21 protein-coding genes are annotated in these 19,823 nt (G+C 64.2%); 11 read left to right on the forward strand and 10 right to left on the reverse strand.

The features are described 5' to 3' along the window. Positions 1–72: 72 nt before the first annotated feature. From RJ527_12610 to RJ527_12620, 3 genes are read left to right on the forward strand one after another with little or no spacing between them, the layout of a single operon-like run. Complete coding sequence (locus RJ527_12610; GenBank protein WND74881.1) at positions 73–1,737, forward strand: thiamine pyrophosphate-binding protein; 1,665 nt, start codon at positions 73–75, stop codon at positions 1,735–1,737. Positions 1,738–1,766: 29 nt separating this feature from the next. Beyond that, positions 1,767–3,866, forward strand: a complete 2,100-nt coding sequence (locus RJ527_12615) for a 3-hydroxyacyl-CoA dehydrogenase NAD-binding domain-containing protein (GenBank protein ID WND74882.1) — start codon at positions 1,767–1,769, stop codon at positions 3,864–3,866. Between the two features lie 21 nt (positions 3,867–3,887). Continuing rightward, complete coding sequence (locus RJ527_12620) at positions 3,888–5,069, forward strand: acetyl-CoA C-acyltransferase (GenBank protein ID WND74883.1); 1,182 nt, start codon at positions 3,888–3,890, stop codon at positions 5,067–5,069. A 14-nt stretch (positions 5,070–5,083) separates the two neighbouring features. On the opposite strand, the gene RJ527_12625 is transcribed toward RJ527_12620, so the two are convergent. Further along, positions 5,084–7,051 (reverse strand): MHYT domain-containing protein, encoded by a 1,968-nt coding sequence (locus RJ527_12625; protein ID WND74884.1) that lies wholly within the window; start codon positions 7,049–7,051, stop codon positions 5,084–5,086. Positions 7,052–7,385: 334 nt separating this feature from the next. Between RJ527_12625 and RJ527_12630 the strand changes: the two genes are divergently transcribed. Further along, complete coding sequence (locus RJ527_12630) at positions 7,386–8,030, forward strand: aspartate/glutamate racemase family protein (GenBank protein WND74885.1); 645 nt, start codon at positions 7,386–7,388, stop codon at positions 8,028–8,030. Between the two features lie 36 nt (positions 8,031–8,066). Here the strand turns inward: RJ527_12630 and RJ527_12635 are convergent, their stop codons facing one another. After that, positions 8,067–8,204 carry a hypothetical protein gene (locus RJ527_12635; protein WND74886.1) on the reverse strand — a complete coding sequence of 46 codons (138 nt, stop codon included), beginning with the start codon at positions 8,202–8,204 and terminating at the stop codon, positions 8,067–8,069. A gap of 179 nt (positions 8,205–8,383) precedes the next feature. On the opposite strand from RJ527_12635, the gene RJ527_12640 reads away from it, so the two are divergent. From RJ527_12640 to RJ527_12655, 4 genes are all read left to right on the forward strand, one after another. Continuing rightward, the gene (locus tag RJ527_12640; GenBank protein WND74887.1) at positions 8,384–8,863 is read left to right on the forward strand and encodes a sigma-70 family RNA polymerase sigma factor; all 480 of its coding nucleotides are present in this window, start codon (positions 8,384–8,386) and stop codon (positions 8,861–8,863) included. 181 nt (positions 8,864–9,044) lie between these two features. Then, on the forward strand, positions 9,045–9,506 hold the full coding sequence (locus RJ527_12645; protein ID WND74888.1) for a hypothetical protein: 462 nt from the start codon (positions 9,045–9,047) through the stop codon (positions 9,504–9,506). 108 nt (positions 9,507–9,614) lie between these two features. Beyond that, complete coding sequence (locus RJ527_12650) at positions 9,615–10,238, forward strand: superoxide dismutase (protein ID WND74889.1); 624 nt, start codon at positions 9,615–9,617, stop codon at positions 10,236–10,238. Between the two features lie 311 nt (positions 10,239–10,549). Further along, complete coding sequence (locus RJ527_12655) at positions 10,550–11,896, forward strand: DEAD/DEAH box helicase (protein ID WND74890.1); 1,347 nt, start codon at positions 10,550–10,552, stop codon at positions 11,894–11,896. A 217-nt stretch (positions 11,897–12,113) separates the two neighbouring features. Here RJ527_12655 and RJ527_12660 read toward each other — a convergent pair whose 3' ends face one another. The 3 genes from RJ527_12660 to RJ527_12670 are packed head-to-tail and all read right to left on the reverse strand — an operon-like array spanning position 12,114 to position 14,559. After that, entirely contained in the window at positions 12,114–12,932 is an 819-nt protein-coding gene (locus tag RJ527_12660; protein ID WND74891.1) for a zinc dependent phospholipase C family protein, read from the reverse strand. Between the two features lie 4 nt (positions 12,933–12,936). After that, the gene (locus RJ527_12665) at positions 12,937–13,746 is read right to left on the reverse strand and encodes a class II glutamine amidotransferase (protein WND74892.1); all 810 of its coding nucleotides are present in this window, start codon (positions 13,744–13,746) and stop codon (positions 12,937–12,939) included. A gap of 21 nt (positions 13,747–13,767) precedes the next feature. Next, entirely contained in the window at positions 13,768–14,559 is a 792-nt protein-coding gene (locus RJ527_12670; protein ID WND74893.1) for an SDR family oxidoreductase, read from the reverse strand. A 226-nt stretch (positions 14,560–14,785) separates the two neighbouring features. On the opposite strand from RJ527_12670, the gene RJ527_12675 reads away from it, so the two are divergent. From RJ527_12675 to phnN, 3 genes are all read left to right on the forward strand, one after another. Beyond that, positions 14,786–15,856, forward strand: a complete 1,071-nt coding sequence (locus RJ527_12675; GenBank protein ID WND74894.1) for a response regulator — start codon at positions 14,786–14,788, stop codon at positions 15,854–15,856. Between the two features lie 108 nt (positions 15,857–15,964). Then, positions 15,965–16,477 carry a hypothetical protein gene (locus RJ527_12680; GenBank protein WND74895.1) on the forward strand — a complete coding sequence of 171 codons (513 nt, stop codon included), beginning with the start codon at positions 15,965–15,967 and terminating at the stop codon, positions 16,475–16,477. Between the two features lie 83 nt (positions 16,478–16,560). Further along, on the forward strand, positions 16,561–17,157 hold the full coding sequence (gene phnN / locus RJ527_12685; GenBank protein WND74896.1) for a phosphonate metabolism protein/1,5-bisphosphokinase (PRPP-forming) PhnN: 597 nt from the start codon (positions 16,561–16,563) through the stop codon (positions 17,155–17,157). A 13-nt stretch (positions 17,158–17,170) separates the two neighbouring features. Here the strand turns inward: phnN and RJ527_12690 are convergent, their stop codons facing one another. The 5 genes from RJ527_12690 to RJ527_12710 form a co-directional block, all read right to left on the reverse strand. After that, positions 17,171–17,671 (reverse strand): OmpA family protein, encoded by a 501-nt coding sequence (locus RJ527_12690; protein ID WND74897.1) that lies wholly within the window; start codon positions 17,669–17,671, stop codon positions 17,171–17,173. 125 nt (positions 17,672–17,796) lie between these two features. Beyond that, entirely contained in the window at positions 17,797–18,459 is a 663-nt protein-coding gene (locus RJ527_12695) for a class I SAM-dependent methyltransferase (GenBank protein ID WND74898.1), read from the reverse strand. Between the two features lie 85 nt (positions 18,460–18,544). Continuing rightward, positions 18,545–18,778: a hypothetical protein gene (locus tag RJ527_12700; GenBank protein WND74899.1), complete on the reverse strand. Its 234-nt coding sequence runs from the start codon at positions 18,776–18,778 to the stop codon at positions 18,545–18,547. A gap of 93 nt (positions 18,779–18,871) precedes the next feature. Continuing rightward, positions 18,872–19,246, reverse strand: a complete 375-nt coding sequence (locus RJ527_12705) for a cyclophilin-like fold protein (protein ID WND74900.1) — start codon at positions 19,244–19,246, stop codon at positions 18,872–18,874. Between the two features lie 86 nt (positions 19,247–19,332). After that, positions 19,333–19,737, reverse strand: coding sequence for a nuclear transport factor 2 family protein (locus RJ527_12710; protein ID WND74901.1), 405 nt, complete (start codon positions 19,735–19,737; stop codon positions 19,333–19,335). Positions 19,738–19,823: the final 86 nt, after the last annotated feature.

Raw genomic sequence — 19,823 nt, forward strand, 5'->3', positions numbered from 1 at the left:
CAGCACACCATTTTCACCTGATCGCGCCATGCTAAAGTTCCGGAAAGATCCAATCCGGGAGGAGACAATAAAATGAAACGCGCCGCCGATGCCTTGGTGGATACACTGGTGCTGCACGGTGTCGACCGTGTGTTCTGCGTGCCGGGAGAAAGCTACCTTGCGGTGCTGGACGCCCTGCATGACTGCGACGACATCCAGGTCGTGTCCTGCCGCCACGAAGGCGGGGCCGGGTTCATGGCCGTCGCCGACGCCAAGTTGACGGGAGCGCCCGGCATTGCCCTGGTCAGCCGCGGGCCAGGGGCCTGCAATGCCGCCATCGCCGTGCACACGGCGGAACAGGACGCGGTGCCGCTGGTTCTGTTCATCGGTCAGGTGCCGCGCGCCGACCTGGGCCGGGGGGCTTTTCAAGAGGTTGATTACAAGATCACCTTCGGCGACATGGCCAAGCATGTGGACGAGGTCCATGACCCCAAGAACCTGGCCAAGGTCGTCGCCCAGGCGTTTCAGATCGCCCAGGAAGGCACGCCCGGCCCCGTCGTCGTGGTCCTGCCCGAGGACATGCTGACCGACCCGGCGGAAGACACGGGCGTCAGCCCCATGGCGCTGGAAAAGCCCAAGGCGACGGACGCCCAGGTCAAGGCCGTGGCGGCGGCCGTCGGCCGCGCCACGCGGCCGGTATTGATCGCGGGCGGTATGCTGCGCGCCCCTTCGGCGCGGGCGGCGCTTCTGGCCTGTTCCGAGGCCTGGTCCCTGCCGGTCGCCGCCAGTTTCAAGAACCAGGACATCTTCCCCAACGAGCACGACCATTTCGCGGCCCATCTGGGGTACGGCGTGCCGGCCTCGATCCGCGAAACCTTGCAGGACGCGGACCTGATCGTCGCCGTCGGCACGCGCCTGGGCGACGTCACGACCCAGGGCTATCTGCTGCCCGAAGCGCCCCAGCCCAAACAACCCCTGATCCATGTCTATCCTGACGGCGAACACCTGGACCATGTGTTCGAAACGGCGCAGGCGGTCTGCGCCGATGCCGAGGATTTCATCGAACGGCTGGCGGCGATCACGCCGCCGCAGGCACCTCAGGGGCGGGGCGACTGGTTAAAGCGCCTGCGCGACGCCAACCGCAAGATGGCGGAGTGGAAGCCCTGGTCGGCGCCCGACGGCGTCAACTTCGGCCATGTCATCGCGGCCTTCCGCAACCAATTGAAGGACGACGCGGTCATCACCATGGACGCAGGCAACTTCAATTCCTGGGTCCATCGCTATTTCCCGTTCAAGCCGACGCAGGTTTTGCTGGGGGCGGTGTCCGGGGCCATGGGCCTGGGCGTGCCGTCGGCGGTGGCGGCGGCGCTGCGCCATCCGGACCGCCAGGTCGTTACCGTGTGCGGCGACGGCGGCACGCTGATGACCGGCAACGAGCTGGCGACCGCCGTGCAGTACGGAGCCCGGGTACGCATCTTCGTGTCCAACAACAAAAGCTACGGCACCATCCGCCTGCATCAGGAAAAATCCTTTCCCGGCCGCATCGAGGGGACCGATCTGGTCAACCCCGACTTCGCGAAATGGGCGGAAAGCTTCGGCGCCAAGGGCCTGCGCATCGACCGGGCCGAGGACGCGGATGACGTGCTCAAACAGGCCCTGGCCCATGACGGCCCCGTGGTCATCGATGTTTCGGCATCGCTTGAACACATCAGCGCCTATACCAACCTGAACAGCCTGAAACCGGGCAAGGCCCAATAGGTCTGCCGGTAAAACCAAAGGAAACCATCATGCCTGCATCCGATCCCGCAACGCCGGTCACCCTGGACATCAAGGGCCGTATCGCCGTCGTCACCATCGACAGCCCGCCGGTCAACGCCCTGGGCCATGCGGTGCGTAGCGGCATCATGGCGGCCCTGGACCGGGCCGAGGCCGATGCCGGCATCGACGCCGTGGTGATCCGGGGCGGCGGGCGGTGCTTTTCCGGCGGCGCCGACATCCGTGAATTCGGCACGCCCCCGGCGGAGCCGACCCTGCGACAAGTCTGTGCCCGGGTCGAGGAATTCCCCAAGATCGTGGTCGCGGCGTTACATTCCACAGCCTTCGGCGGCGGGTTGGAACTGCCGCTTTCCTGTCATTACCGGGTCGCCGACGCCTCGGCCCAGGTCGCCCTGCCCGAGGTCAAGCTGGGCATCGTTCCCGGCTCCGGCGGCACGCAGCGTCTGCCGCGCATTATCGGCGCCAAACGGGCGTTGACGGTCATTCTGTCCGGCGATCCGTTTTCCGCCGCCGAGGCGCGCGACCTGGGCGTGCTGGATGCCGTCGTCGAGGGCGACCTGACTGATGCCGCCGTGGCCTACGCGGCCAAGCTGGTGGCCGAGGGCGCCGCCCTGCGCAAGGTGCGCGACCTCGCCGTCGCCGATGCGGATACCGAGATCTTCGCCGAGGCGCGCAAGACCTGGGAGAAACGCTCGCGCGGGCTTCTCGCCCCGCTCGCCTGCATCGACTGCGTCGAGATCGCGGCGACCAAGCCCTTCGACGAAGGCATGAACGCGGAGCGCGAGATTTTCGTGAAGTGCCGGGATTCCGAACAGTCCAAGGCGCAGCGCCATCTGTTCTTCGCCGAACGCGAGGCCGCCAGGGTCAAGGACGTGCCGCGCGACACGCAGAAGCGGCCCGTCAACACCGCCGCCGTCGTCGGCTGCGGCACCATGGGCGGCGGCATCGCCATGTGCCTGGCCAATGTCGGCATTCCGGTGACTGTTCTGGAAACCTCCGAGGACGCCCTCAAGGCGGGGCTCGCCAAAATCGCAAAGAACTACGCCGCGACCGTGTCCAAGGGCCGCCTGTCCCAGGACGCCATGAACACCCGCATGGGCCTGATCAGCGGCACCACGGCGTATGCCGATCTGGGCGCCGCCGACATCGTCATCGAGGCCGTGTTCGAGGACATGGACCTGAAGAAGACGATCTTCGGCGAGCTTGATAAGGTGATGAAGCCGGGGGCGGTGCTGGCGACCAATACCTCGACCCTGGACATCGATGAGATCGCCGCCGCCACCAAGCGGCCCCAAGACGTCATCGGCACTCATTTCTTCAGCCCGGCCAACGTCATGAAGCTGATGGAGAACGTGCGCGGCAAGGAAACGGCCAAGGACGTGATCGCCACGGTCATGGCGCTGGGCAAGAGGATCGAGAAAATCCCCGTGCTGGTCGGCAATTGCGACGGCTTCGTCGGCAACCGCATGTACCACCGCTACACCCGCCAGGCCTATTTCCTGATCGAGGAAGGGGCCCTGCCGCAGCAGATCGACAAGGTGTTCCTAGATTTCGGGTTCGCCATGGGGCCCCTGGCCGTGGGCGACCTGGCGGGGCTTGATGTGTCCTATCTGGTGCGTAAGCGCCAGAAGCAGTTCATCAAGCCGGGCGAACGTTGGCCCGTGGCCGCCGACCGGGTGGTCGAGGCCGGGCGCAAGGGGCAGAAGACCAATGCCGGCTGGTACCGCTACGAGGAAGGCTCGCGCAAGCCGCTGCCGGACCCCGAGGTGCAGAAGATCATCGAGGCGACCTCGGCGGAGTTGGGGATCGAGCGCCGCGCGATCACGGATGTGGAAATCCACGAGCGCTGCTTCTATGCCCTGATCAACGAGGGCGCCAAGATTCTCGACGAAGGCATGGCTCAGCGGGCGTCGGACATCGACATCATCTGGACCAACGGCTACGGCTTCCCCATCGCCAAGGGCGGGCCCATGTTCCACGCGGATCAGGTCGGGGCCAAGCATGTGTACGAGCGCCTCGCCCATTGGGCCAAGGCCGCCTCCCCGGCATTGGAGCCCGCGCCGCTTCTGGAAAAGCTCGCCCGCACGGGCGGCAAGTTCGCCGACCTTTAAAGACCAAGAAGGAACAAGAATATGCAACGCGCCGTCATCGTTTCCACCGCCCGCACCCCCATTGGGAAAGCATCACGGGGGGCCTTCAACAACACCCATGGCGCGACCCTGGGCGGGCACGTCATTAAGCACGCGGTCCAGCGCGCCGGGATCGACCCGGCCGAGGTCGAGGACGTCGTGCTTGGCTGCGGCATGCCCGAAGGGGCGACCGGCAAGAACATCGCCCGCATGTCGGTGATCCGCGCCGGCCTGCCGGTCACGACCGGCGGCACGACCATCAACCGGCTGTGCGCGTCCGGCCTTCAGGCCATCGCCGTGGCCGCCAACCGGGTCGTCATGGACGGCCTGCCGGTGGCGGTCGCCGGCGGCCTGGAAAGCATCAGCCTGGTCCGCGACAACGCCATGAAGAACGAGGTCAAGGAAGACTGGCTGTTGGAGCACAAGCCGGAAATGTGGATTCCCATGATCGACACGGCCGACCTGGTGGCGGAACGCTATGGCGTCACCCGCGCGGCCCAAGACGAATATTCCCTGCAAAGCCAGATGCGCACGGCGGCGGCGCAGCAGGCGGGCAAGTTCGATGACGAAATCGTGCCGCTGACGTCCAAGATGCTGGTCAAGAACCGGGAAACGGGCGAGGTCACGGAACAGGAAGTGACCTTGGACAAGGACGAAGGCAACCGCCCGACCACGACGCTCGAGGCCCTGACAAAGCTCGACCCCGTGATGGGCCCGGGCAAGTTCGTCACGGCGGGCAATGCCTCGCAACTGTCCGACGGGGCATCGGCCTGCGTCATCATGACGGAGAAAGAGGCCGAACGCCGGGGCTTGCAGCCGCTTGGCATCTTCAAGGGCTTGGCGACGGCGGGCTGCGAGCCCGATGAAATGGGCATCGGCCCGGTGTTCGCCATTCCGCGCCTTTTGGAGCGCCAGGGCCTGAAGATGGACGACATCGATCTGTGGGAACTGAACGAAGCCTTCGCCTCGCAGGTGCTGTATTGCCGCGACAAGTTGGGCATTCCGCAGGAAATCCTGAACGTCAACGGCGGCGGCATTTCCGTGGGCCATCCCTTCGGCATGACGGGTGCCCGCCTGACCGGCCATGTCCTGATCGAAGGCAAGCGCCGGGGGGCGAAGAACGTGATCGTCACCATGTGCATTGGCGGCGGCATGGGCGCGGCCGGCCTGTTCGAGGTCTGCTGACAGGTTTCCGGGGGTTAGGCGGCGGCGGTTTTCTGCCACAAGGTGGTGACGACGGTGCCTTTGCCCGGCTGGCTTTCCAGTGAGAATTTCCCGCCGTTGAGGGCGATCAGGCGGTTGACGATATACAGACCCAGCCCGGCGCCTTTGGTGCCGTTGCTGCCCGCAGTGGCCTGATAGGGCGTCAGTGCCTGGGGGAACGGCTGACCGATGGCGCCAAGCAGGTCGGCGGGAATGCCGGGGCCGTCGTCGGCCACCAGGATGCGGACATACTCGCCGGACACGTCCGGGTCGACCCGGATTTCCACCTTCACGTCCTCACCGCCATGAATGATGGAATTGTTCGCCAGGTTGAGAACGATCTGGCGGAAGGATTGCCGGTCCGCGGCGACCAAGGTGGGTTTTCCCTGGGCGGTGACGGACAGGCGTGACTTGCCGGAAAGCAGGGTCGCGCGCAGCGGGCGCAGGGCATTTTCGACTTCTTCCACGGCGTCGAAGGTTTCCATGTGCATGGCGCGGTTGCCCGATTCGACCATCGACACATCAAGGATTTCGTTGACCAGGGACAGCAGGTGGGCGCCACTGGTGCGGATGTCGTTCAGGTACTCGGTCAGGCGTTCCGGATCGTCGCGCATGTCTTTGAGTTGGAGCAGCATGTCGGCCATGCCGATGACGGCGTTGAGCGGCGTCCGCAGTTCGTGGCTCATGTGGGAAATGAATTCGGATTTCGCCTGGTTGGCGTTTTCGGCGTCTTCCTTCGCCTGCGCCAGGGCCAGGGCGGCGACCATGCGTTCGGTGATGTCGCGGAGTGCCGCGACGATGACCGTGCGGCCGTTTTCCGTCACTTCCGACAAGGCGGCCTCAAGAAACACGACGGAGCCGTCACCCCGCCGGCCCATGACTTCGAAGCCGTCACCGCCCTCGGCGCGGGCGGCGGGGTCGAGAAGATAACGCATCAGTTTGCGTTTACGCGGCCGGTCATCCGCCTCGGAAATCAGGGACGTCAGGGCCAGGCCGATAATGGCGTCGGTGGGCAGGCCGAAAATGCGCTCCGCCGCCCGGTTGGATGTCTCGATTATTCCACGGTCGTTCAAGGTGATCACCGCGTCGGTCACGTTGTCCATGATCAGTTGCAGGCGCTGACCGGTCTGGTGGGCGCGTTGGGTCGCCTCATTACGGTGGAGGATTTCCGATGCCAGCCGGCGATCGAACACGACGGCGGCAATCCCGGTGATCAGGATCAGTGAGGCCACGATGGCCGTGGCCCCGGCCAGGACATCGGCCCCGAGAGGCTGGATCGGGTTCGATCCGTCCGTACGCGCGAAACAGATGGTCGAACTCATGGCCGTATAGTGCATGCCAGCGACGGCCATTCCGATAAACAGCGCCGACAGGCTTTCGCCCGCGAGGGTGCGGACGGTATCGCGGCGGGACATCCGGAAGGCGACCCAAAGGGCGCATATCGCCAGCGCCACGGCGACGAGCAGGGACAAGGCGAACAACAGGGGATCGTAGCGGATGAAGGCGTCGAAGTTGACGGCGGCCATCCCGGTGTAGTGCATAAGCCCGATGCCGCCGCCCAGGACGATGCCGCCGAGAAACAGGCGGAATCTGGTGACCCGGGCATGAGCGACGATCTGTAGGTTCCACGCACTCGCAAGCACGGCCGGCACGGCCGACCCCAGGGTGACAAGCGGATCGTAGGTCATCCGGATCGGCAATTGATAGGCAAGCATGCCGACGAAATGCATGGCCCAGATACCCAGGCCCATGATCAACGCCCCGCCGGCCATCCACAGGTGGCGTTGGGCGGAATGCTCGTGTTCGGCGATGCGGTGGAGCAGATGAATGAAGGCGAACCCAGCTAACGTCGCGATGAAGAACGACAACGTGACCAGCACGGGGTCATATGACGCCGGCAGGGCCACCGCCGGATCGACGTGAAGCGCAAAGAAGCCTGCCAAGTTTTGGAGAGAAAACTGCATTCCCGATTGTCCGGTAAGCGTTTTTTATTGAGCGTCTATCGATCGTCGGTTCATGGCGCCGGTTCGTTCCGGTGGGCGTCGAGGATATCGCAAGATCGCCGCCCCTAAGTGTGACGATGACCACGGCATCGCGAATTTCGCAGGCAGAAACAACCCAGGCTGAAAATGACATAAATGCGACCAATCACATATATGTCTTCCGGCTAGCGGGCCGACCCAAAAGTATGGGAATACAGTGGCATATCACCGGGCAAGGTTTGCGTCCGGCGGGCGGAAACGGTTGCCAGAACCGGCGATTTTCCGCTTTATACGGTTCATGACGACGCAAATCGCAATGATCCATGCCACCCGCGAGGCGATCGCGCCGGTCGAGACCGCGTTCAAGGACCTGTGGCCGGACGCCGAGTATTGGACCCTGCTGGACGAAAGCCTGACCATGGATCTGGCGGCGGCGGGCGGCAGGCTGACCCCGGGGTTGACTGAACGGTTTCTGAACCTGGCGGCTTATGCCAAGGCCCGGGGGCCCGACGGCATTCTGTTCACCTGTTCCGCATTCGGCGCGATCATCGACCGGATCGCGGCGCAATACGATGTGCCGGTGATGAAACCGAACGAGGCGATTCTCGATGCCGCCCTGGCCCAGGGGGGGCGCGTCGGGCTGTTGGCGACCCATCCCCAGACCTTGCCTGACATGACGGCGGACATGGAGAACTTGGCGGTGGCCCGAAACGTCGCCCTGACCGTGACGCCGCTGCTGGTCGAAGGTGCTTGGGCCGACCTGGGCGCAGGGCGGCGGGACGCCCACGACCGCGCCGTGGTCGCGGCCGCACCACGGCTGAGGGATTGCGGTTGCATCGTGCTGGCGCAGTTTTCCATGGCGCCCTTGGCGGCTGAAATCGCCGCCGATACGGGTCTGCCCGTGCTGACCAGCCCCCATGCCGCCGTGACCGAGATGAAACGCCGCGTGCTCGGCACCTGACCCCGTTGGTGCCTGACGGGGCCGTTTCCGCAGGCTTTATGATTTCGTGATCAGCGCCGCGACAACGCCGATACCGATCACGATCATCACCCCGAAAATGACAAAATCCCGCATTGGCTTGGGCTTTGGCCGGCTTTCGGTATCGGTTTGTCGGCCTGTGGGGGTCGTGTCCATGACATGCTCCTTCCGTCTGTTCACACGTCCAGTCCATGAATGAACGGTCGCGGGACGCGAAAGTTCCCCCATGGCGGCGATTTTTCATCCGCTCGGGCCGAGGCATACAATTTCGCAGTATCAAACGGTTATCGATTTCCCGTCGGCGCACATCAGGGAAACATGTTATGATCCCCGTCATGACCGAGAGGCGGATCATGCAGGCGATCGAGGATCAAATTCCCGACCTGTATCGGTATGCACGGTTCCTCGAAGCCACTCCCGACCGCGCCGACGACCTGTTGCAGGACTGCCTGGAACGGGGTGTGTCGCGCCTTGACAGATTTCAGGCCGGTACGGACTTGCGGGCCTGGTTGTTTGCCATCATGCATAACTTGTTCATCGACCGCGCGCGTCGGCGGCAGCGGCGGGGGCCCCATGTCCCGGTCGAGGATTGGCTTGCGGAAACCCACCAGCCGCCCGATCAGATCGACCGTTTGCGTCTCAAGGACCTGGACCGCGCCCTGGCGGCCCTGAAGCCCCGGGACCGATGGATTCTTCATCTCGTGGTGATCGAGGGAAAACGTTACCGCGACGTCGCCCGCGAACTGAACATCGCCGTCGGCACGGTGAAAAGCGGCCTGTCCAGGGCCCGTCGCGTGTTGGCCCGCGCGGCCTGAAACCGCCCGATTTCGACCGGAAAATCGCCATATTCGTTTCGCCAAATGGAAAAACATTCCGTCTTCCGGAATGCATCCTTGCGGTTTGCCGGCAGCCTTCAGACGTCAATGGCGCGTACAGCCGGCAATGCGGTTTGCGCGGTTTGTCCCATGCATTGCATCGAAAGAGGAAGAAGATCACATGACCTATCGCACTCATATTCGAAAACCCAACACCCGCATTCCCATCGCCATTCTGGCCGCGGCGGCGGTCGCCGCCGGTCTGTCCGCCGCGCCGGGCGCCGCCCAGGCCGCCGGCGACAAGGGCGATTCCCAGGAAGCCACGGCAGGGGAAGCCATTGATGACTTCGTCGGCTGGGCGCAAAAGCAAGCCATGGCCCTGGACGCCAAGCTTGATGAAGCGGCATCCAACGCCAAGGAGGCCGGCGCGAACGCCGCCGACGAGGTCAAGGAAGAATGGCGCGAAGCCCGCGCGGCCATCGACCGTCAGCGCGATGCGCTCAATCAGCAGATCGCCGAACTGAAAAAGTCGGCCAAGGGCGAATGGGCGGATGCCAAGGAGGCCACCAAGGAAGGGTTGGAGGACCTCGGCGACAAGATCGAGGAATTCCGCGCCATGGTGACCGATAAGCAGAAATCCTGACGCAAGGCCCGCCGACGGACGTCAACGGCGTCCGTCGGCCGACCTCTCCCCGCCGACCGGCGTGCTTTTATCCCCCCACGAACACGCATGACCACGAAGGAACCGATCATGACTTTCAAACTCCCCGACCTTCCCTATGCCAAGGACGCCTTGACCCCGCATATGTCGGAACAGACCCTCAACTTTCACCACGGCAAACACCACAAGGGATACGTCGACAAGCTGAACGACGCCGTCAAGAACACGGACTATGACGGCATGACGCTGCTCGACGTCGCCCGCCGTGCCCACGAAAAGGGCGACACGGGCGTGTTCAACAACGCGGCGCAGGCCTGGAACCACGGGTTCTTCTGGCGCTGCATGTCGCCGGACCGCGCCGCGGAGCCGACGGGGCCCCTTGCAACCAAGATCAAGGACACCTTCGGATCCTTGCCGCAACTGCGCACCCGGTTTATCGCCGACGGCATGGCCCGGTTCGGGTCCGGCTGGGTGTGGCTGGTCGAAGGAACGGACGGTGTGCTCGACGTGGTCAGCACGGCCAATGCCGATCTGCCGCAGACCGCGGGCCTGAAGCCGTTGTTGACCTGCGATCTGTGGGAACATGCCTATTACCTGGATTATCAGAATGCCCGGCAGGTGTTCCTGGAAACCTTCTTCGACCATCTCGCCGATTGGAATTTCGCCGCGAGATGCCTGGAAACCCAGGGCGATCCGGAAATTCTCGCCGCCTGATAACGCGCCGCCGGCCGCCGGGATCAAGGGAGCGCGTCACGCGAATTCCCTTGACTTCCCGGAGGCACCGGCGCCATGTAGCGCCAGCGACACTCCCATTCAGGTCGAATTTCGATCGCTTGCCGGACCCGACCACGTCGATCCGGTCTTCTTTGATACCGACATCTAAGGGCGTTTCGTGAGGCGGATATCCGTGTGAATGCGGTTCCGGCCGAGAAAGCTTGCATGATGCCGGCGAACCTGCCGCCCCCGACACGATCGCTTGGGGCGCGCGGGCGAAGACCAATTGATCGAGAGAGTATACATATCACATGACCGATTTTGCGGGCCTTAATCTGGCCCAACCCATCCTTCGTGCGCTGAGCGACGAAGGCTACACCACCCCCACCCCCATTCAGGAAAAATCCATCCCGCCGCTGCTTGAGGGCCGCGATCTTCTGGGCGTGGCGCAGACGGGCACCGGCAAGACCGCGTCCTTCGCGCTGCCGATCCTGCAGTCCTTTGCGGAAAATTCGCGCAAGGCCGTGCCGAACCGCCCGTTCGTGCTGATCCTGGCGCCGACCCGCGAACTGGTGACCCAGATTGCCGACAGCCTGCGGACCTACGGCCGTCAGATGCCCCTGCGGATTCAGACCGTGTTCGGCGGCACCTCCATGCGCAACCAGATCGTCGCCATGCAGCGCGGCGTTCATATTCTGGTCGCCACGCCGGGCCGCCTGATGGACCTGATGAAGCAGCGCCAAGTGATTCTGGACAGCGTCGACGTTTTCGTCCTCGACGAAGCCGACCGCATGCTCGACATGGGCTTCATCGGCGACGTCAAGCGGATCGCCAAGGTGCTGCCCCGCGAGCGTCAGACCGTGCTGTTTTCGGCGACCATGCCGAAGACCGTCGAAGGCCTGGCGAACGAGCTTTTGAACGATCCCGTGAAGGTCGAAGTGACGCCCGCCGCGACGACGGTGGAAAAGATCGAACAGCGCCTGCTGTTCGTCGCCAAGGACGACAAGCGGGCCTTGCTGGGCGAGCTGATGAACGATCCGCGCATCGAACGCGTCCTCATCTTCACGCGCACCAAGCACGGCGCGGACCGGGTCGCCCGGCATCTGCACGACAACGGTGTGAAGTCCGACGCGATCCACGGCAACAAGGCCCAGAACGCCCGCCAGCGGGCCCTCAAGGGCTTCCGCGACGGCGACATCCGCGCCCTGGTGGCGACGGACATCGCCGCCCGCGGCATCGATGTCGACGGCGTGACCCACGTCATCAACTTCGACCTGCCGAACGATGCGGAAAGCTATGTTCACCGCATCGGCCGCACGGCGCGGGCGGGAGCTTCGGGCATCGCCATTTCCTTCTGCGCCCATGACGAGCGCGGTTGTCTGCGCGATATCGAGAAGTGCATCCGCCAGCCCGTGCCGGTGTTCGACGGCCATCCCTACCATGCCGCCGATATCGCCAATTCGGCCGCCAATGACAGTGGTCCCGATGTGCGCAAGAACAACGGCGGCGGTGGCGGACGCAATGGCCAGAACCGTGGTGGCGGCGGTCAGAACCGGGGCGGCCCGAGCCGTGGCGGTCCGAGCGGCGGCGGCGCCAAGCGCGGCGGCGGTCGCAGTCGTCGTGGCTCCCACGGCGGCAACCGCGGTATGGCGGCCTAACACGATCAAGGGTTAGACCGGCCGCTGTCCTGCGGTTTAAGACCAAGGGAACAGCGCCAAGACGATGGCACCGCCCACCTTTCCGAGCCACGGGATTCATACGATCACCGTGAACCTGGAATTGGCGGGGCGTGCCGTCGTCCTATGTCTTCAACGTGCTGTTTTCGACCTTGGATGCGGTGGCTGAAGTCTGGCCCCGCATCGCTCCGTTCGACAGCTAACGTCCGGCGGGCCGGGCGGCCTCTTCGTAAAACCCGAACAGCATGTCGGCGGCTTCGTTGACGGCCTTGTTCAGGCAATGGCCGATGCCGGCGACAAAGGCCGCATCCGCCGCGGCGTCGGGCGAAAACCGGGCGTCCATGTCCTGCGGAGGCAGAACGGGGGGTTCCCCCTTCCAGGTAAAGCGTCCCGCGCGTATCACTGCGTCGTAGGCGCGGCGCGGTTCCAGCCCGTCCGGCGCGATGAATTTTTCGAACGTTCCGCCTTGAGGGACGGAGGTCAGCGTGGCCACCCATTCCTCGAAATCGGCGTGATGGCTCTCGCCCTTGATCGTATGGCCGTATTGGGACAGATCGCCGATGTAATGCATGGCGGCGCCCAGGTAATAAGCGGCATGGCCGGGGTTTCCCGCGCGGTAGGCGTCGATGGCTTTGTCGTATTCCTGTTGTGCGCGCGCCGCCGGCGTGTCGTAGGTCACGTTGCCGAAATCGTCGAACCGCAGGTCGTGGCGGCCTTTTCCCGTGTCGTTGTAACCCCGGTTGGGCAGGCCGCATTGCGCGCGGATATCGGCGTAGTCCGGTGCCTCTGTGCCGATCAGCATGAGGATACGATGCGGGTCGAGCCAGGCGCGGGCGTCCGCCGGCAGCAGCATCCGCGCGTGGTCGGCGATCCAGTCATGGGTGGCATAGGGCGGTGCCAGGCAGTCGGCCGCGCTGTTGGTGACCTTGTTGTCCGGCGGGCCGTTCTTCCATGCCTGTGCGGGCGTTGCCGTCAGGGCGGCCAGAATCAGAACCGCCACGGCGCCGCGCGGTACCATTACCTCACAGAGCGAACGGCGAGACGACAAGGCCGCCGTCCCCGGCGATCACCAGATGGTCCGGTTCGATCGCCGTCCATTGCTTGAGGTCGTCATCCAACGGTTCGGACAAAATGATGATCGCCGTGCCCGTGGCCACGGTCACTTCGTCCGCCGTGTCATGGGGCTTGGCGCCCATGCCGACATACAGTGTCGGCACCCGGCCCGACGACGCATGGCGCAGGGCCCAGATGGTCTGCCCGTCCGTCAGCGCGATGGTCATGTTGAAGGGCTCGGTGACGCCGGCGTCCTTCTGGGCCTTTTCGATGGTCTGGACCGCCTGACGGATGGCCGCTTCCGGGTCTTCGTCCAGACCGAAGGTCAGCAGTAGATGGAAGAAGATTTCGCTGTCCGTGGTGCCCTGAATGTTGGGAAACAGTTCCGGTGACACGGCGAAGGCCAGGGCGCGCCGCACCCTGGACCAACCGCCGATTTCACCGTTGTGCATGAACAGCCATTTGCCGTGACGGAAGGGATGGCAGTTGGTGCGGTTGACGGAGGTGCCTGTGGTCGCCCGCACATGGCCGAAGAACAGGTGCGATTTGACCTGCTCGGAAATGTTCAACAGGTTGATGTCGTTCCACGCCGGCAGGATATCCTTGTACAGGCCGGGGCGGTCCCGTTCGCCGTACCAGCCGATTCCGAAGCCGTCCGCATTGACCACATGCGCGCTTTCGCTGGCCGACAGGCTTTGCCGGGTCAGCGAGTTTTCCGGGCGCAGCAAAAGGGTATCCAGGTAGATGGGCGGTCCCGCGTAGGCGAGCCAGCGGCACATGTCGGTGGTCCTTTCCCGATATCAGCTGTAACGGTTGCCGGCGGCGACCCCGCCGCCATCGACGACGAGGGTCTGTCCGGTGATGAAGCTGCCGGCGTCGGACGCCAGCAGGATCGCCATGCCGGCGATGTCCTCGGGTTCGCCCAGGCGGCCGAGCGGATAGGCTGCCTCGGCCCGCGCGCGGGCTTCCGGGTCTTCCCACAGGGCGCGCGCGAAATCGGTCTTGATCAGGCCGGGTGCGATGGCGTTGGCGCGGATGTTGTGGGGGCCCCATTCGATCGCCAGATTGCGCGCCAACTGCATATCGGCGGCCTTGGACACCGCATAGGCGCCCAGGTTCAAGGAGCCCTTGAGCCCGCCCACGGACGAGATCAGGATCACCGCGCCGTCGCGCCGGGCCGCCATGTCCGGCAGCACCATGTTGCACAGCTTCAGCACGTTGGTGACGTTGACCTGTAGAATCTTTTCCCAGGCGCCGTCGTCGATGCCGGACATCGGCCCGTGATAGGGGTTCACGGCGGCGTTGCAGACCAGAACGTCGATCCGCCCCCATTCCGCCTTGACCCGCTCGACCAAGGATTTGAGCTGATCCGCGTCCGACACGTTGCAGGCGGCGGCCATGGCCTCGCCGGGATCGTCGTAATTTTCCTGGTTGATCGCGTCGGCGACGGCCTCGCAGGCGTCCAGCTTGCGCGAGGTGATGACCACCTTGGCGCCCTGGCGGGCGTAGGCTTCGGCGATGGCCTTGCCGATTCCCCGGCTTGAACCCGTGATCAAGGCGACCTTGCCTGTCAGGTCGAACATGGTGGTCATGGCGCTTCCTCCGTCTGGCCGGGTATTTCCCCTTGTCCGGCGACACTTTTTCACGGTTTTCGGGGTTTGGGAACGGGCCAGCGTGCGAATTTCCATGGCTAACTTTAGGCAGGGTTGACCCGGGCCGGCGCATGCACTTCACTTTGTGCAAACAGAGGGTGGGATTCCCGCCACAAATAACGTTTCCGTGTCGAACACGGAACGCAGACCGCTCGTGAGGCCCGACTTGGCCAACATCAATTTGCGTTCTTTCACCGTCCTGATCGTCGATCAGGACGACGCTCATCGTTGGATGATGCACAACCTTCTGCAAGCCTTGGGCGTCGGCGAGATTCTGACCGCCAACAGCAACGACGAAGCGCTCAGCCTTCTGAAACGGCTGTCGAAAAAAAGCATCACCGAACGGGTCGATACCGTCGACTTCATGATCTGTGACATGTTCGAGGAACTGTTGAACGGCATCGACATGGTGCGGTGGATCCGCATGAATCGGGATTCGCCGAACCGCTTTTTGCCGGTCATCCTGATCGCCAAGGCGTTCGATCCGAAGACCGTCTCCGCGGCCCGCGGCTTCGGGGCGACCCAGTTCCTGCTCAAGCCGGTGACGGTGGACGCCCTGGTCGACCGCATTCTGACCGTCATCAACCGGCCCCGGCCGTTCGTCTATAACACCGCCTATTTCGGCCCCGACCGGCGGGGCAACCTTAAGCCGGTGCCCAAAGAACGCCGCGACCTGGACCGTTCCGACGTCCGTGTCGACCGCTCGCCGTTGGCGACCGCGCTGGAACGCTTTCCCAACGACAGCGTGATTCGCATCTTCCGGCCGCCGAACCATCTGAAGCGCAAGGCCGGCGGCGGCGACGATAGCGATGCCCTGTTCACCCAGGGGGCCGTGTTCAAGGCGCAGAAGGAATTGGATCGGTCGAAGGAAGAATACGTGGGATCGGCCCTGGATTACGTGATCAGCCTACAGCGGATCATGGTCGAGGCGGGGGCGGCGGCGGACAAATCGGAACACTTCCAGCGTATTCACGGGCTCGCCAAGCAGTTGGGTTTGCAGGGTGAAACCTTCGGCTACCCCCTGGTCTCCATGGTCGGAAATTCGCTGATGCGGTTTACGGGCGGCGGCCTGCCCAACAGCGCTTCCAGCATCGAACTGGTCAAGGTGCATATCGATTCCCTGACCGTCATCCTACGCAACAATATCGCGGGCGACGGCGGTGATACGGGGCGCGAACTGGTGTCCCAGCTTCAGGCGGCGATCAGGAAAATCACCCGGTCCGCCGCCGCGGGATGACAAAGGCCTGAATGGGGGTAATTTATATGTTGTTTTATATGTAATTTTATATTTAAATAAATCGGTAGCAGACGCCGGACGCTTCCGGTTGCCCGAACGGGAAGGCAAATGATGCAGATACCGAAACCGATATTCAGCCCCCGTCACGGTTACGTATGGCTGCCTGCCGCCTTGGCGTTGGCCCTCGGGCTGATGCCCCTGTCGGCGGCGGCGGAGACGACAGCCATGACCGGCGAGGGGGTTTCGGAATTTATTCTGCCGCCCCCTGTCGATCAGGATGGTCCCGCAGTGACCGCCCAGCCTGTTGCCGAGGTCGAGGAACAAGAGTTGATGACGCCGGCACCCCCCGCCGGCCCGAAGGTGCCGGTCGTCATCGCCGTGATCGATGAGGACACGGCGTTCTGGCGGCAAGCCGATGCATCCAACGATCCGGAAAAAGTGAAGGTTTATCTGCTGACCTATCCCCGGGGGCATCACGTGGCGGCGGCCAAGGTTCGGTTCCGTGAACTATTGGGCGCCTTGTCGGCGCGGCCTGCGCCATTGCCGCAGCGGCGCCCGGCCCGGCCCGCGCGCCTTTTCGACGGCCCGCCGCCGGTCCCGCGCCGGCATCATGCTCTTTAGCCCAGGTCTCCGGACATGGACTTAACCGAACCGTCACCCGGCGTTCACACCCGGGTCATTCGGGCCCTGTATCTACCGGGGCCATGTTCGCAGCCCCTCGCATCCCCGTCCGCGCCGTGACACAGGACGTTTTACCCGGCACCATGGTTCTGGTCGTCGGCCCGTCCGGGGCGGGCAAGGACAGCCTGATCGACGGCGCCCGGCAGGCCTTTGCCGACGATGCCGGTGTTGTTTTCCCCCGCCGCGACATCACCCGCCCGGCCGATGCCGGATCCGAGGACCATGCGGCGGTCACGGAAAGCCAGTTCCATGCGCGCCGTGAGTTGGGCGGCTATCTTCTGTCCTGGGGGGCCCATGGTCTGTGGTACGGCATCCCGACGGAAACCGTGGATGACCTTGTGGGCGGGCGCACGGTGGTGGTCAATGCGTCCCGTTCCGTGATCGAAGAGGCGCGGGGCCGGTTTCGGCACCTGCGTGTCATCTCGGTGACGGCTGATGAGGTGACGCTGCGCACGCGCCTGGGCGCCCGCGCGCGGGAAACCGACGAGCAGATCGCCCGTCGGCTGGAACGCGCCCGGGCCTTCCGCGTGGAAGGCCCGGACGTCATCGATTTTCCCAATGACGGGCCGCTCGAGGCGGCGGTCGGCCGGTTTACCCGTATTCTGCGGGACTTGGCCTGAAGCACATCCCCTGTCAGTACAGGGCGACGACCTCGACCCGTCGGCTGCCGTTGAACCAGAACCAGTTGGGTGCCGTGTCGCCGAAGGCTTCCGCCCGTGACGAAACGCTGAGGTCCTGCGGCGCCACGCCGGCGCCGATCAGGCGGGCGGCGACGGCGCGGGCCCGGTTCATGGCAAGTTGGTCGTTCAGGTCCACGGGACCGCGTTTGTCCGCCTGACCGACGACGCAGATGGTCGTGCCGGACGGAAGGGTGTTTGCAAAGGCGCGGATATCGCCTTCCTGGTTGGCGGGGACGGCGGCGCTGCCGGTTTCGAACCCGGTGACGATCAAGGGAACGGATTGGCCGTGTTCGGTCGCCGCGTCGCAGGCCGCGTCATAAGGTTCCGCCGCGCGGGCGACACCCGCGGCAAGCAGGGCGGTTGCGAACAGCCCTGCCGCGGTCAGGCCGGCGGCGACCAGGCCGGTGGCGATCAGGCCCGCGGCGGGCCGGGGATGGTAGACATGGCTGGGCATGGTCTGTCTCCTTTACCGGGTTGATCCGATGACAGGAGGTATCGCCCGAAATCAGGGCCATTGTTGGCGGTAAATGGGACCATTTCGTGCCGCCGTGCCTTATTTCGGGGGACGCGGCCGGGGGCTCAGCGTTTGCGGGCGAGGGTCAGGCCGTCGGCCACGGACAGCAGCGAGATCGTGACCCGGCCGTCGTCCTTCAGGCCCGCGTTGAAGGCGCGGATCGCCTTCGTATCGACGCTGTCGTCCGTGGGGTCGATGACCCGCCCGTTCCACAACACGTTGTCGACGGCGATCAGGCCGCCCGGTCGGATCAGGGTCAGGCAGCGTTCGAAATAATTCTGGTAGTTTTCCTTGTCGGCGTCGATGAACGCCAGGTCGAAGGCGCCGGCCCGGCCCTCGGATATCAGGGCGTCCAGGGTCTCGACCGCGGGAGCCAGGCGCAGGGTGATGCGTGCTTCCACGCCGGCTTCCGCCCAATAGCGGCGGGCGACGGATGTATATTCCTCGGACACGTCGCAGCATACCATTTCGCCGTCGTCAGGGAGGGCCATCGCCATGGCGAGCGAACTATAGCCGGTGAAAGTCCCGACCTCGACGATCCTCCGGGCGCCCAGAAGCTCGACGAGCAGGGCCAACAGCTGGCCCTGGTCTGGGGAAATCTGCATGCCTGCGCGGGGGTGGCCGTCCGTTTCCTTGCGAAGCCGGGCAAGGATGTCCGGTTCGCGCAAGGTCGTCTCAAGGATGTAGTCGTAGAGGGCCCCGTCCAGCCCGGTCGTCGCTTTGCTCACGGCCCATGCTCCTTATCGGCGAAGGCGTCCAGTAGCCTTTTCGCCATCATCGATACCGCTCGTCGGGCATGGGATGCAACCCGTGTCAGATGTGTTCGACGTTCACATCATGGCAACGGCGTCCGTAATGGCGGGCAAGCTGCGCACCTTCGTCCGCGCAGGGTTGTTGCGCATGCTTGTCTTCGCCGCGCCGGTGAGGAGACGGATGGTAAATTTTCCAGAACCCTTCCATGCCTTTGCGCCACAGGTCGAAATAGGTCCTCCAGGCATCGAAGTACAAAGCTTGGAAATCCCCGACAGTGGTGGCGTGTTTTTTCATGACACCCTCCTGAAACTTAAGAAAGTCATGATATTCTATTGCTGGGTGATCCGAATTGCTCCAGATCAACTCCGCCGATGCCGGCGAAGCCCCCTATTCTCCGCGGGAAACGGTGACGGCCGCGCCTGCCGGAACGGCGGCTAGGGTCTTCACATCCTCGACGGCATCCGCCCAGATGTTGCAGGGCGAGGCCAGACGGCATTCGTCGCCCTGGGAGATGGGTGTGGGGCCGAACCCGATGGCGATGCTGTCGCCGTCGGGCCAGAACGCGATCTCGCCCGGCTGAACCACGGCGCGGGCATCGGCCTCGCGGCTTAGGGACACGGGCGTCGCAAAATAAACTTCCTCGCCCCAGGTGCTGGCCTGGGACGTAAAGGGTGCGGCTTCCCACATCGCGGCGGCGGTCGGTGTGTTGCGCAGGTTGACGTTCAGGGTCACGCTTCCGATGGTCATCTTGATCGTCTTCATGGTCAAACGAGGCCTCCTCCTCCTCAGATATCCAATGTCTACTCCCCACAGACTTTTTAACGCATTCGTTGAATGTTCCGAACCCCCTATTGCAGGGTTGGATCGATCTCTTCCCGGTCAGCGGCGCCGCGGTCCTGGCAGGGGCCGGCCTGATGGTGAACCATGCGCCACAGGGGGCCCACCCGCACGAAGACATTGGTCGCGGTCAGCAGCGTTCCGGGCATGCGTTCGAACCCGGTGACATAGGCCGTGTCCCCCAGGGAATATGCCCGCGCGCCGACGCAGCGGATGTCCGCCGTCTCGCCCGAGGATAAAATCGTCTTCCAGCTGTCCATCACCGCCTGTCGGCCGGCCAGAGGCCGCCATCCCGGGTGGATGCAGGTGATGTCCCGGTCATCGGCCCAGGCGGTCCGCATCCGTTCGATGCTGCCGTCGGCGAAGGCGGCGTAAAAGGTGTCGTTGGCGAACAGGATCGCTTCCCGGTCTGACATGCGTGGATTTCTCCCGTTTTTGCTTTCGCCGCCCTTGGGACCTGCCGCCCGGCGGGAAGACAGGGACAACGAATTGATCCTAATCG

The organism is Thalassospiraceae bacterium LMO-SO8 (assembly GCA_031655335.1).
Taxonomy (GTDB): domain Bacteria; phylum Pseudomonadota; class Alphaproteobacteria; order Rhodospirillales; family Casp-alpha2; genus UBA1479.

What these genes read in the sequence shown, in the direction of transcription:
- phnN (WND74896.1), top strand. Translation starts at nt 16,561, where the DNA reads ATGTTCGCAGCCCCTCGCATCCCCGTCCGCGCCGTGACACAGGACGTT.
- RJ527_12625 (WND74884.1), bottom strand. Translation starts at nt 7,051, where the DNA reads ATGCAGTTTTCTCTCCAAAACTTGGCAGGCTTCTTTGCGCTTCACGTC.
- RJ527_12680 (WND74895.1), top strand. Translation starts at nt 15,965, where the DNA reads ATGATGCAGATACCGAAACCGATATTCAGCCCCCGTCACGGTTACGTA.
- RJ527_12705 (WND74900.1), bottom strand. Translation starts at nt 19,246, where the DNA reads ATGAAGACGATCAAGATGACCATCGGAAGCGTGACCCTGAACGTCAAC.
- RJ527_12615 (WND74882.1), top strand. Translation starts at nt 1,767, where the DNA reads ATGCCTGCATCCGATCCCGCAACGCCGGTCACCCTGGACATCAAGGGC.
- RJ527_12665 (WND74892.1), bottom strand. Translation starts at nt 13,746, where the DNA reads ATGTGCCGCTGGCTCGCCTACGCGGGACCGCCCATCTACCTGGATACC.
- RJ527_12635 (WND74886.1), bottom strand. Translation starts at nt 8,204, where the DNA reads ATGGACACGACCCCCACAGGCCGACAAACCGATACCGAAAGCCGGCCA.
- RJ527_12620 (WND74883.1), top strand. Translation starts at nt 3,888, where the DNA reads ATGCAACGCGCCGTCATCGTTTCCACCGCCCGCACCCCCATTGGGAAA.
- RJ527_12630 (WND74885.1), top strand. Translation starts at nt 7,386, where the DNA reads ATGATCCATGCCACCCGCGAGGCGATCGCGCCGGTCGAGACCGCGTTC.
- RJ527_12650 (WND74889.1), top strand. Translation starts at nt 9,615, where the DNA reads ATGACTTTCAAACTCCCCGACCTTCCCTATGCCAAGGACGCCTTGACC.
- RJ527_12610 (WND74881.1), top strand. Translation starts at nt 73, where the DNA reads ATGAAACGCGCCGCCGATGCCTTGGTGGATACACTGGTGCTGCACGGT.
- RJ527_12700 (WND74899.1), bottom strand. Translation starts at nt 18,778, where the DNA reads ATGAAAAAACACGCCACCACTGTCGGGGATTTCCAAGCTTTGTACTTC.
- RJ527_12710 (WND74901.1), bottom strand. Translation starts at nt 19,737, where the DNA reads ATGTCAGACCGGGAAGCGATCCTGTTCGCCAACGACACCTTTTACGCC.
- RJ527_12655 (WND74890.1), top strand. Translation starts at nt 10,550, where the DNA reads ATGACCGATTTTGCGGGCCTTAATCTGGCCCAACCCATCCTTCGTGCG.
- RJ527_12645 (WND74888.1), top strand. Translation starts at nt 9,045, where the DNA reads ATGACCTATCGCACTCATATTCGAAAACCCAACACCCGCATTCCCATC.
- RJ527_12690 (WND74897.1), bottom strand. Translation starts at nt 17,671, where the DNA reads ATGCCCAGCCATGTCTACCATCCCCGGCCCGCCGCGGGCCTGATCGCC.
- RJ527_12640 (WND74887.1), top strand. Translation starts at nt 8,384, where the DNA reads ATGACCGAGAGGCGGATCATGCAGGCGATCGAGGATCAAATTCCCGAC.
- RJ527_12670 (WND74893.1), bottom strand. Translation starts at nt 14,559, where the DNA reads ATGACCACCATGTTCGACCTGACAGGCAAGGTCGCCTTGATCACGGGT.
- RJ527_12660 (WND74891.1), bottom strand. Translation starts at nt 12,932, where the DNA reads ATGGTACCGCGCGGCGCCGTGGCGGTTCTGATTCTGGCCGCCCTGACG.